This window comes from Azorhizobium sp. AG788, from assembly GCF_943371865.1.
In the GTDB taxonomy this organism is placed as follows: Bacteria; Pseudomonadota; Alphaproteobacteria; order Rhizobiales; family Xanthobacteraceae; genus Azorhizobium.
This window is the reverse complement of the sequence record NZ_CALRWL010000013.1, coordinates 38,701-50,428: the sequence shown is the minus strand read 5'-3', so window position 1 is coordinate 50,428 and position 11,728 is coordinate 38,701. Positions and strand designations below refer to the sequence as shown.

The window sequence follows — 11,728 nt, the reverse complement described above, 5'->3', positions numbered from 1 at the left end:
ATGACCACCATCCCCACCCGCCCCGACCTCTCCAGCCAGGTAACGCGCCTGGCCGCGCGGCTGGAGGATGCGGCGCCATTGGAGATCCTCTCCACGGCGCTGGAGCATTTCGGCGGGCGGATCGCGGCGGTGTCATCGTTCGGCACGGAATCGGCGGTGTTGCTGCACATGCTGGCGCAGGTGGACCGCACCACGCCGGTGCTGTTTCTCGACACCGGGCATCTGTTCGCCGAAACCCTGACCTATCGCGACGCCTTGATCGACCGCCTCGGCCTCACCGACGTGCGCACCTATACGCCAGATGCAGCGCTGCGGCAGGCGCGCGATGCCGACAACGATCTGTGGGCCTCCGACACCGATGCCTGCTGCGGCCTGCGCAAGGTGGAGCCGCTGTCCCGCGCGCTGGCGCCGTTCACCGCCTGGATCAACGGCCGCAAGCGCTATCAGGCGGCGACGCGGGCGCAGATTCCGTTCGTTGAACAGGACGATGGCCGGGTGAAGTTCAATCCGCTGGCGGCCCTGGGCGCGGCGGAAATCGAAGGCTGGATGACCGCCAATCAATTGCCGCGCCATCCCATGCAGCGGTTCGGCTTTTCCTCCATCGGCTGCATGCCCTGCACGTCGCGGGCGTTGCCGGGCGAGGACCAGCGGGCCGGACGCTGGCGCGGGCAATCCAAGGTCGAGTGCGGCATCCACGTCAAAAAGACCGCCTGAGCTTAAACATAACAATTTTTATCGACATTATATCATAACCGATTGACCCCTCCTCCGGGCCATGTATCGTTCGCTCAGACGAACGATGGATCGCTTCTGCGGTCGCTTGAGGAGGCACCCATGTTGAAACGCCTGGCCGCCATCGCGCTCGCCGCGCCCTTCGCCCTGACGCTTGCTGGTCCCCTTGCCGGACCTTTGGCGCCCGTCCCCGCCCAGGCGGCGGAGATCACCCTGCTGAACGTGTCCTATGACCCGACGCGAGAGCTCTACACCGCTTTCAACAAGGCCTTCGTCGCAGCCTGGAAGAAGGACCATCCCGCCGACACGGTGACCATCCGCCAGTCCCATGGCGGCTCGGGCGCGCAGGCCCGCACGGTGATCGACGGCAGCGGGGCGGACGTGGTGACCCTGGCCCTGGCCTATGACATCGACGCCATCGCCGCCCGCGGCCTCATCGCCGCCGACTGGCAGAAGCGCCTGCCGGACAATGCCTCGCCTTACACCTCCACCATCGTGTTCCTGGTGCGCAAGGGCAATCCCAAGGGCATCAAGGATTGGGACGATCTGGTGAAGCCGGGCATCAAGGTCATCACCCCCAACCCCAAGACCTCCGGCGGCGCCCGCTGGAACTTCCTCGCCGCCTGGGGCTATGCCCTGAAGAACAACGGCGGCGACGAGCAGAAGGCGCAGGCCTTCGTGCAGGCGCTGTTCAAGAATGTGCCGGTGCTGGACACCGGCGCCCGCGGCTCCACCATCACCTTCGTGGAGCGGGGCCTCGGCGACGTGCTGATCGCCTGGGAGAACGAGGCCTATCTCTCGGTGAACGAACTGGGGCCGGACAAGTTCGACATCATCACCCCGCCTTACACCATCCTGGCGGAGCCGCCGGTGGCGGTGGTGGACAAGACTGTCGACAAGAAGGGCACCCGCGAGATCTCCGAGGCCTATCTCAAGTATCTCTATACCCCGGAAGGCCAGGAGATCGCGGCGCGCAATTACTACCGCCCGCGCCTCGCCGCGGTGGCGGAAAAGTACAAGGACAAGTTCGCCAAGACGGAGATCTTCACCATCGACGCCGTGTTCGGCGGCTGGGCCAAGGCGCAGCAGAAGTTCTTCGCCGACGGCGGCGTATTTGATAAAATCTACAGCAACTGAGCTGCGGTGCGCCCCGGCCTGAAGCGGGGCGCCCCCTTTCCTCTTGAGCAGGCGCTTGATCGTGACCGCAGCCAGACCGGGCTTGTCCCTCCGCCAACGCAGCGTCATTCCCGGCTTCGGGCTGACCTTCGGCCTCACGGTGACATGGCTCAGCCTGATCGTGCTTATCCCCTTGGCAGCTTTGGTGCTCAAGACCACCGAACTGTCGTTCGAGCGCTTCATCGCCATCGTCACCGCCCCGCGCACCTTGCATGCGCTGGGGGTGTCGTTCGGCATCTCGTTCGCCGCAGCCCTGGTGAACGCGGTGTTCGGCACCCTCGTGATGTGGGCGCTGGTGCGCTACGACTTTCCCGGCCGCCGGCTGGTGGATGCCATCGTCGACGTGCCCTTTGCCTTGCCCACGGCGGTCGCGGGCATTTCGCTGACCGCGCTCTATGCGGAAAACGGTTGGATCGGCAGCCTGCTGGCGCCGCTGGGCATCAAGGTCGCCTTCACGCCGCTGGGCATTTTGATCGCGCTGATCTTCGTCGGCCTGCCGTTCGTGGTGCGCACGGTGCAGCCGGTGCTGGCCGATCTCGACAAGCAATATGAGGAAGCCGCCGCCTCGCTCGGCGCCAGCCGGGCGCAGACGGTGTGGCGGGTGGTGCTGCCCACCATCTGGCCGGCGCTGCTCACCGGCTTTGCCCTGGCCTTCGCCCGCGGCGTCGGTGAATACGGCTCGGTGATCTTCATCGCCGGCAACATGCCCAATGTGTCGGAAATTGCGCCGCTCCTTATTGTCGTGCGGCTGGAGGAGTTCCGCTATGCGGACGCCACCGCCATCGCCGTGGTGATGCTGCTGGCCTCCTTCATCCTCCTGTTCGTCATCAACCGGCTCCAGCAATGGACCGAGCAGCGGACCAGCGAGCGATGAGCGTGGCCGATCTCGCCCCCCTCCCCGCCGCCCAGCCCGCCCGCGTCATCCGCCAGGCGCCGCCGGTGCACACCGAGCCGCCGCTGGTGCGCATTGCCATCATCGCGGTGGCCCTCACCTTCCTGGCGCTGGTGATCGGCCTGCCGCTGGTGCTGGTGTTCGTCCAGGCCTTCGCCAAGGGCTGGAGCACCTATGTGGCGGCGCTGAGCGATCCCGACGCCATCGCCGCCATCAAGCTGACGCTGGTGGTGGCGGCCATCTCGGTGAGCCTCAATCTGGTGTTCGGGCTGGTGGCCTCCTGGGCCATCGCCAAGTTCGAATTCTGGGGCAAGAGCTTCCTCATCACCCTGATCGACCTGCCGTTCTCGGTCTCGCCCGTGGTGGCCGGCTTGGTGTTCGTGCTGCTGTTCGGCAGCCAGGGCCTGCTCGGCCCGTTCCTTCAGGCCCATGACATCCAGATCGTGTTCGCGCTGCCGGGCATCGTGCTGGCCACCGTGTTCGTCACCTTCCCGTTCGTGGCGCGCGAGCTAATCCCGCTGATGCAGGAGCAGGGCACGGCGGAAGAGGAAGCCGCGATCTCGCTCGGCGCCTCCGGCCTTGCCACCTTCTTCCGGGTGACCTTGCCCAATGTGAAATGGGCGCTGCTCTATGGGGTGCTGCTGTGCAACGCCCGCGCCATGGGCGAGTTCGGCGCGGTCTCGGTGGTGTCCGGCCATATCCGCGGCCTCACCAACACCATGCCGCTGCAGATCGAGATTCTCTATAACGAGTACCAGTTCGCCGCCTCGTTCGCGGTGGCCTCGCTGCTGGCGTTCCTCGCCTTGGTGACCTTGTGCGCCAAGACCATCCTCGAACACCGCCTCAGCACGGAGCATTGAGATGACCATCGATGTCGTCGGCGTCTCCAAGCGCTTCAAGTCCTTCGCCGCCTTGGACAATGTCAATCTGCACGTGCGCAGCGGCGAGCTGGTGGCGCTGCTGGGGCCGTCCGGCTCGGGCAAGACCACCTTGCTGCGCATCATCGCCGGCCTCGACTGGCCCGATACCGGCGAGGTGCGCTTCGATGGCGAGGATGCCCTGGACCGCTCGGTGCGCGAGCGCAATGTAGGCTTCGTGTTCCAGCATTATGCGCTGTTCCGGCACATGAATGTGTTCGAGAACGTGGCCTTCGGCCTCAGGGTCCGCACCGGCGCCGACAAGGTGCCGGACGCGGCCATCCGGGCGCGGGTGGGCGAACTGCTGGATCTGGTGCAGATCGACTGGCTGGCGGATCGCTATCCCGGCCAGCTCTCCGGCGGCCAGCGCCAAAGGGTGGCGCTGGCGCGCGCGCTGGCCATCTCGCCGCGGGTGCTGCTGCTGGATGAACCGTTTGGGGCGCTGGATGCCAAGGTGCGCAAGGAATTGCGCCGCTGGCTGCGCAATCTGCACGAGGAACTGCCCGTCACCTCGCTCCTCGTCACCCATGACCAGGAAGAAGCGCTGGAACTGGCGGACCGGGTGGTGGTGATGGGCCATGGCAAGATCGAGCAGGTGGGCACCCCCGCCGAAGTCTATGACAGCCCCGCCACCGCCTTCGTGCACGACTTCATCGGCGAAACCCTGACCTTGCCCACCATTGTGCGCGACGGCCGGCTGTTCTCCGGCGAACGCGCCTTGGCGCTGGACAGCCAGGGGGTGGCCGATGGCCCCGCCCGCGTGCTGGCCCGGCCCCATGACGTGGACTTCGCCGATCCGGACGAGGCGCCCTTCTCCGGCCGGGTGCTGGCCGTGCGCACCTTCGGGCCGATCCGCCGCGCCGACATCGAGATCGCCGGGGTCAACGGCCCGTTCGTGGTGGAAGCGGCGGTGCCCCATCAGCATGACCTGCCCACGGGGGGCCGCATCGGCCTGGTGCCGCGCCGCTACCGGGTGTTCAGCACCGAAGCCTCGGCCTGAGGTAAAGGCGCGCCGCTCCGAAGAGCGGCGCGACCGATCACACCTCGACCATGTTCACCTTGCCGGTGGCGATGTCATAGACCGCGCCGACGACCATCAGCTTCTTGTCGGCCACCGCCTGGGACAGGATGGACGAGGAGCTCTGCATGCGCTTCGCATTGAAACGCACATTCTCCACCGTGGCCGCCGCCAGCAGGTCCGCCGGCTTCTGGGCGATGGCCGCCTCGATGCCGGGCTTCAGCGCATTGACCAGCTCGGGCAGATGGCCCGGCAGGACCACATTGTCCTTCACCACCTTGATGGTGGCGTCGATGGCGCCGCAGTTGGAATGGCCCAGCACCATGATGAGCGGCACGCCCAGCACGGCCACGCCATATTCCAGGCTGGCGAGGCCGTCGGTATTGATGAAGTTGCCGGCCACGCGGCAGACGAACAGTTCGCCTGCCCCCTGGTCGAAGGCGAATTCCGGCGCCAAGCGGGAATCCGCGCAGCTCAGAATGGCCGCGAACGGATATTGCGCCGAGGCGCGCGCCAGACGGCCGGCGGAAAAGTCTGACTGCGTCGACGTGTTGGCCGCATAGCGCGCATTGCCGTCCTGGAGGCGCTTGAGCGCCTCGGCCGGGGGAATGGCATTGGGCCGGGCCGGGGCCTGCGCCCAGGCGGCGGATGGCAGCGCCAGCGCGCCCATCATGCCGGCTGCCGCAAGACCTGCGGCCCCAAGGCCTGATCCCAGAAACCCGCGCCGGGACAGTCCGCGACTCGTGGTGCACACCTCACACATGAGCGTCCTCCTCACCCAATCGTTTCATCGGCACAACACACGCAAAAGATGCACCGCGCCAAGCCAATGTCGCTCCCTGTATGGACAGGATTGGCCGCGGGCGGAATGCATGTTTGAGACGTGGTCAAATTTTGTCAAAGTGAAGATCCAAAGTATTCAGGATCGCATCTAATGCGTGACCATATTACCGAACTTTCCGGCTTTATCCAGCGCGCAGAAGAGCTTCGACGGCTGAATGCATTTCAGCCGGCACTGCGCCGCTATGCCATGAGCATGTTGCGCATGTATCGCGGCACGCCGGTCCTGAATAAAATCATCAATGAGCAAGGGCGGTTCCTGATTTCCAGCCTCGCGCTGCAGTTGCATCTGCACCGCGATCCGGCGGTGCCGGGAGATGGACTCACCCTGTCGCGGCTGCGTGAGCTGTGCGCGGAACATAAGGTCGCCAGCACCGGGCGGGTGACGGCGTTTCTGGCGCTGATGCGCTTTGCCGGCTTCCTCGCCCCGGCGGCGGGCATTGCCGACCGGCGCGCCAAGGTGCTGGTGCCGACGGCGCGGATGATGGGGCATGTGCGCCTGTTCACGGTGATCCAGATGCAGGCGCTCGACGCCCTCGACCCCGGCGCGGACCATGGCCAGCGGCTGGACCGGGATCCGGAGTTCCTGGAGGCCTTCCACCGCGCCGCCGGCGGCTATTTCCTGCGCGGATGCCGGCTGCCGGACGCCTTTCCGGAGCTGGAGGTCTTCACCGCCGCGGACGCCGGCTACATGGTGTTGATGACGCTGTTCCTGCAATTGCCCACGGAAGGCGGACGGGCCGTGCCGGCGGTGGTGGACCTGCCCCATGGGCCGGCCGCAAGCCGGTTCGGCGTCTCGCGCAGCCATATGGCCAATCTGATGCGCGCCGCCCAGGCGAAGGGCTTCCTCACCGCGCAGGGCAGCGGCGGCCGGGGGCTCCAGATCGACGCCAGCCTCATCACGCTGGTGGAGCGCTGGTTTGCGGCGCAGATGGCGCTGATGGCTCAATCCGCCAAGGAAGCCATCGAGGACGCTGCACGGGAGAACGCCGCAGATGCGGCACCGGGCGCCATCGCGCCGGGGATGCGTCCCGCCGCGCCGCCCGACCGGGCACGCGGCGGGACTGTTTGAGGCTCAGGACACGCCGTACTGCTTGAACCAGGCTAGCATGCGCTTCCAGCCATCCTCGGCCGCTTCCTTGCGATAGCTGGGCCGATAGTCCGCATGGAAGGCGTGCGGGGTGTCGGGATAGATCACGATCTCCACCGTCTTGCCGGCGGCCTTGGCGGCGTCGCGCTGCTTTTCCACGTCCGCCACCGGAATGCCGGTGTCGGCGGCGCCATAGAGGCCGAGCACCGGCGCCTTGAGGTCGCCGGCCACGTCGCTGGCGGTCTTGGGCTGGATGTCGGTGCGCGCGCCGCCCAGCGGGCCATACCAGGCGACCGCCGCCTTCACCTTGGGATTATGGGCCGCATAGAGCCACACCGCGCGCCCGCCGCGGCAGAAGCCGGTGATGGCGAGGCGGTTGGCATCCGCGTCCGAGCTTTTCACCGCCCAGGCCACGGCGGCGTCGAGGTCCGAGAGCATCTCCGCGTCGGGCTTCTTGGAGATCACCTCGCGGATGATCTGCTGCACGTCGGTCATCTTGGTCAGGTCGCCCTGGCGGGCATACAGCTCCGGAGCCACCGCGCAATAGCCCAGCTTGGCCAGGCGCCGGCAGGTGTCCTTGATATATTCGTGCACACCGAAGATCTCTTCGATGACGATCACGGTGGGGAACGGCCCCTTGCCCTCGGGCATGGCGCGATAGCCGGGCATGTTGCCGTCAGCGGTGGGGATCTGCACGTCGCCGGCCACCAGGCCCTTGGCATCGGTGGAGATCGCCTGCGCCATCACCGTGGTGGTGGCCAGCGTGAAGCCGGTGATCAGCGAGGTCATGACGAAGCCCCGGCGCGAGAACGGCTCGCGCACCAGGCCGTCGAGGCCTTCCAGGACGGGCGAGGGAGCGGGCGGCGTGGCGAGGGGAGAAGCCATGGGAAACCTCCTGCGGGATAGGGCGCGGGAGAGTGGCACGGGCTCGGGCACCGCGCGAGGGGCCGGAAGCGGGCGCGCACCCCACATTCCCGTGAGGAAGATGGTTTTTTCTGGCCTTACGCGCACGGCTCAAGGCACTGGCCCCTCAGGCCCGAGATCATTCGCCGGCTCGGCCGGGGATGATTGGCCATATCCGAACGAGACGCCCGGCTTGGCCTCGCCCCGCAGCGACCGGGCGAGTGTGCGCAGAACGGACACGTCCAGGCGCGGCGTGCCCGGCACGTAGGCGGGCGCCCAGGACTCCGCGATCTCATCGGCCTGCCGCAGCAAATCCTCCGCCAACTCGCCCCCGGACATCAGGCCCTTCGCATCGAGATGCTTGATCAGCGTCTGGAAGATCAGCCCATAGCCGTTCATCACGGCTGTCAGCGCGGCATCGTCGGGCATGGCCAGGCTCCAGGAGAACAGGACGCGGCGCAGTGTGTCGCTAAAGCCCAGGCCTTCAAAGGGCGGCACGTTCTCCGTCAGGCGCTTGCGCCCGAGGCGAGGTTGCGCCTGCATTGCCGTAGGGGCGCGGCGCGGCGACGTCGGCTGATCCGTTGCGCAGCGCCGTGGCCGTGGCGGTGGCGGTGGCGCGTGTGAAACCGGTGATCAGCGCGGTCATGACGAAGCCCCGGCGGGAGAGGGGCACGGGCGAGCGCACAGGCGGAGGGCGCACCCCACATGTCCTTGCGGGCGCCGCTTTCCCTGGCCCTACGCCGAGGCCCGCTCCGTCTCCCCCGGCGGCGCGGCCAGCGCCAGGCGCAGGGCGGCCAGGCAGTCCGGGTCCAGCGCGGTGCCGCTCATCTCCGTCATGATCGCCAGCGCCGCGGCGGTGGACATGGCAGCGCGATAGGGGCGCTCGGCGGTGAGGGCGTCGAACACGTCCGCGGTGGTGATGATGCGGGTGTCGAGGTCGATGGCCTCCCCTGCCAGCCCGCGGGGATAGCCCTTGCCGTCGAGCCGCTCATGGTGGGCACCGGCGATCGCCGCCAGATGGCGGAACGGCCGGATGCGGGCCAGGATGGTCTCCGATAGCACCGCATGGCGCTGCATCGCCGCCCGCTCTTCCGGCTCCAGCGCGCCGGGCTTGTCGAGAATGGTGTTGCTGACCCCCAGCTTGCCGATGTCATGCAGCAAGGCGGCCCGGCGCAGCCAGCGGCGACGCTCTGGCGGCAGGCCCATCTGCGCGGCGATGGTATCGGCCACGTCGGTGACGCGGGCGCTGTGGCCGGCGGTGAACGGGCTCTTGGCGTCGATCACCTGGGCGAAGGCGGCGGCGATGTCGTCGAGATAATCGTCATCCACCACCGCGCGGATGTGCTGCGGCACGTGCCGGGCGATTTCGCTTTGGAGGTCGTCGCGGGCCAAGGTCTCCCAGAAGCCCTGCTGCGCCGCCACCGTCTCGAACGCGGTGACGATGCGCGGCTCGAACCAGCCATGGGCGCGGCTCACCACTTCGGCCACCGCCGCCGCGGGGCCGCCGGCGGTGAAGAACACGTCCGCCACCTGGGCCAGCAGCGCGATGCGGGCATAAAGCGGGATCGCCGTGCCCTTCAGGCCACCGGGCTTGCCGGACCCGTCCCAATGCTCATCCAGGCCGCGAATGCCGCGCACCACGCCATCGGAGAAGCGCATGCGGCGGGCGATCTCGCCGCCGCGGTCGCAGCGGGTCTCGATCAGGTCGCGGGTGAGGTTGCCGCCATTCTGCACGATGCGGGCGATGGCGCGGAAGCGCTCGGCGGGGCCGGCCTTCAGGCCGGTATGGGACAGCACGAAGCGCAGGGCCTGGAACAGGCTGCCGTCCAGATGTTTCGAGCCGGATTTGATGGTGCGGTCATCGGCCAGATACAATTGGCAGATCCGCGCCGCATTGGAGCTGCAGCCGAGATCCTTGAGGATCAAAGTATAGGACAGATCGGTCAGTTGCGCCTCGCTGAGGCCCAGTTCCTGGCCGATGCGCACGCCGATCCAGCAGCAGCGCATGCAGTGGCCTTCCGCCTGGCCCTCGGTCAGGTCGAGGGCATGGCTCAGCGCACCCAGAAGGTCCGCCAGCAGGAGGTGCTGGGCGGCGGGCGGTGTCAGTGCCTCGACCCCATCGGGGCCGGTCATGAGGTCGGACACGACGTGTCGTCTCCCATCTGGATTGGGTGCGGTGCCGGCCGGCTCCCGCCAGGAATGATAGGCCATCGCGCTGCCGCCAGGCTGATGCCGCGCGCCCGGCCCGTGCCGCGCGGCGGGCGCCCGGGGGACGCGCACCCACGCGCCACAGGCTTGGCTGTACGGAAATGCCATCCCCGTGGATTGGTTCCGCATGGACGGACGCCCCGGCCCCTGCGGCCCCGCGTGCATTGCCGCAGGGGCGCGGCGCGGCTACATCTGGAGCGCCATTTCTTGCTGGGGCGCCATGACCGCTTCTGACTCCGCTTCCGAATCCGCCTTCGCTCCCGCACCGACCGCCCCGCCGGTCGATCAGCTGCGCATCGCCGTGGCGCAGCTCAATCCCCTGGTGGGGGATGTGGCGGGCAATGCGGACAAGGTGCGCCGCGCCCGCGACGAAGCCGCCCTCCAGGGCGCCGATCTGGTGGTGTTCTCCGAACTGTTCCTGTCCGGCTATCCGCCCGAGGATCTGGTGCTCAAGCCCGCCTTCCAGCAGGCCTGCCGCGCCGCGCTGGAGGCGCTGGCCGCCGAGAGCGCCGACGGCCCCGCCCTCCTGGTGGGTGCGCCCTGGGTGGAGGACGGCGCGCTCTATAATGGCGTGTTCCTGCTGGAGGCCGGGCGCGTCAGTGCCCGCCGCTTCAAGGTGGATCTGCCCAATTACGGCGTGTTCGACGAGAAAAGGGTGTTCGCCCCCGGCCCCCTGCCCGGCCCGATCCCGTTCAAGGGCGTGCGCCTGGGCGTGCCGGTGTGCGAGGACATCTGGGGACCGGATGTGGTCGAGTGCCTGGCGGAAACCGGCGCCGAACTCCTCATCGTGCCCAACGGCTCGCCCTATCGCCGCTCGGTCTATGACGAGCGCACCAACATCGCCGTGGCGCGGGTGGTGGAGAGCGGGCTGCCGCTGCTCTATGTGAACCAGGTGGGCGGGCAGGACGAACTGGTGTTCGACGGCGCCTCCTTCGCCCTCAATGCCGACCGGACGCTCGTCATGCAGATGCCCGGCTTTGCCGAGCGGGTGCGGGTGACGGTGTGGGAGCGCTTCGCCAATGGCTGGAAATGCCTGGAGGCGCCGCTGGCCGACCGGGTGGACGGCGATCAGGCGGACTATGCCGCCTGCGTGCTCGGGCTGAAGGACTATGTGAACAAGAACCGCTTTCCCGGCGTGGTGCTGGGCCTGTCCGGGGGCGTGGACAGCGCCATCTGCGCCGCCATGGCGGTGGATGCTCTGGGGCCGGAGCGGGTCCACTGCATCATGATGCCCTATCGCTACACCTCCAGCGACAGCCTGTCAGACGCCGCCGACGTCGCCCAGCGCCTGGGCGTGCGCTACGACACCTTGCCCATCGCCCCCGCCGTGGAGGCGCTGGAAGGCGTGCTGGCGCCGGTGTTCGCCGGCCGGGCGCGGGATGTGACCGAGGAGAATCTGCAGTCGCGGGTGCGCGGCACGCTGCTGATGTCGGTGTCCAACAAGCTGGGCACCATGGTGGTGACCACCGGCAACAAGTCGGAATTGTCCACCGGCTACGCCACGCTCTATGGCGACATGAACGGCGGCTACAATCCCATCAAGGACCTCTACAAGACCGAGGTGTTCCGCCTCTCCCGCCTGCGCAACACGTGGAAGCCGGTGGGCGCGCTGGGGCCGGACGGGGTGGTGATCCCCGATGGCCTGATCGACAAGCCCCCCACCGCCGAATTGCGCGAGAACCAGACCGACCAGGATTCGCTTCCGCCCTATGAGGTGCTGGACGCGATCCTGGCCAAATTGGTGGAAGCGGAAACCCCGGTGGCGGACCTGGTGGCCGAGGGCTTTGATCTGGCCCTGGTGAAGCGGGTGGAGCGCATGCTCAATCTGGCCGAATACAAGCGCCGGCAGGCGGCGCCGGGGGTGAAGGTCACCACCCGCAATTTCGGCCGCGACCGCCGCTATCCCATCACCAACGGCTTTCGCGACGCCCCTTGAGGCATGCCGCGCGCGG

12 protein-coding genes are annotated in these 11,728 nt (G+C 67.8%); 7 read left to right on the top strand and 5 right to left on the bottom strand.

The features are described from left to right. The 5 genes from AAG816_RS10035 (at window position 1) to AAG816_RS10015 (ending at window position 4,717) form a co-directional block, all read left to right on the top strand. A complete protein-coding gene (locus tag AAG816_RS10035; RefSeq protein WP_341989467.1) occupies window positions 1-714 on the top strand; it encodes a phosphoadenylyl-sulfate reductase in 714 nt (237 codons plus the stop codon). A 120-nt stretch (window positions 715-834) separates the two neighbouring features. Continuing rightward, window positions 835-1,869 (top strand): sulfate ABC transporter substrate-binding protein, encoded by a 1,035-nt coding sequence (locus tag AAG816_RS10030; RefSeq protein WP_341989466.1) that lies wholly within the window; start codon window positions 835-837, stop codon window positions 1,867-1,869. Window positions 1,870-1,930: 61 nt separating this feature from the next. Then, window positions 1,931-2,782, top strand: coding sequence for a sulfate ABC transporter permease subunit CysT (cysT, locus tag AAG816_RS10025; RefSeq protein WP_341989465.1), 852 nt, complete (start codon window positions 1,931-1,933; stop codon window positions 2,780-2,782). Beyond that, the gene (cysW, locus tag AAG816_RS10020; RefSeq protein WP_341989464.1) at window positions 2,779-3,660 is read left to right on the top strand and encodes a sulfate ABC transporter permease subunit CysW; all 882 of its coding nucleotides are present in this window, start codon (window positions 2,779-2,781) and stop codon (window positions 3,658-3,660) included. Before cysT ends, cysW begins: the two co-directional genes overlap by 4 nt. A gap of 1 nt (window position 3,661) precedes the next feature. After that, complete coding sequence (locus AAG816_RS10015) at window positions 3,662-4,717, top strand: sulfate ABC transporter ATP-binding protein (RefSeq protein WP_341989463.1); 1,056 nt, start codon at window positions 3,662-3,664, stop codon at window positions 4,715-4,717. 37 nt (window positions 4,718-4,754) lie between these two features. Here the strand turns inward: AAG816_RS10015 and AAG816_RS10010 are convergent, their stop codons facing one another. Next, window positions 4,755-5,498, bottom strand: coding sequence for a carbonic anhydrase (locus tag AAG816_RS10010; protein ID WP_341989462.1), 744 nt, complete (start codon window positions 5,496-5,498; stop codon window positions 4,755-4,757). 171 nt (window positions 5,499-5,669) lie between these two features. Here AAG816_RS10010 and AAG816_RS10005 point away from each other — a divergent pair, with 171 nt between their 5' ends. Then, complete coding sequence (locus AAG816_RS10005; RefSeq protein ID WP_341989461.1) at window positions 5,670-6,647, top strand: hypothetical protein; 978 nt, start codon at window positions 5,670-5,672, stop codon at window positions 6,645-6,647. 3 nt (window positions 6,648-6,650) lie between these two features. On the opposite strand, the gene AAG816_RS10000 is transcribed toward AAG816_RS10005, so the two are convergent. The 4 genes from AAG816_RS10000 to AAG816_RS09985 form a co-directional block, all read right to left on the bottom strand. After that, entirely contained in the window at window positions 6,651-7,550 is a 900-nt protein-coding gene (locus tag AAG816_RS10000; protein WP_341989460.1) for a dienelactone hydrolase family protein, read from the bottom strand. 129 nt (window positions 7,551-7,679) lie between these two features. Continuing rightward, the gene (locus tag AAG816_RS09995; RefSeq protein ID WP_341989459.1) at window positions 7,680-7,997 is read right to left on the bottom strand and encodes a hypothetical protein; all 318 of its coding nucleotides are present in this window, start codon (window positions 7,995-7,997) and stop codon (window positions 7,680-7,682) included. A 55-nt stretch (window positions 7,998-8,052) separates the two neighbouring features. Further along, window positions 8,053-8,214, bottom strand: a complete 162-nt coding sequence (locus AAG816_RS09990) for a hypothetical protein (RefSeq protein ID WP_341989458.1) — start codon at window positions 8,212-8,214, stop codon at window positions 8,053-8,055. 89 nt (window positions 8,215-8,303) lie between these two features. Continuing rightward, window positions 8,304-9,701, bottom strand: a complete 1,398-nt coding sequence (locus AAG816_RS09985; protein ID WP_341989523.1) for an HD domain-containing phosphohydrolase — start codon at window positions 9,699-9,701, stop codon at window positions 8,304-8,306. 295 nt (window positions 9,702-9,996) lie between these two features. On the opposite strand from AAG816_RS09985, the gene AAG816_RS09980 reads away from it, so the two are divergent. After that, window positions 9,997-11,712, top strand: coding sequence for an NAD+ synthase (locus tag AAG816_RS09980; protein WP_341989457.1), 1,716 nt, complete (start codon window positions 9,997-9,999; stop codon window positions 11,710-11,712). Window positions 11,713-11,728 lie beyond the last annotated feature (16 nt).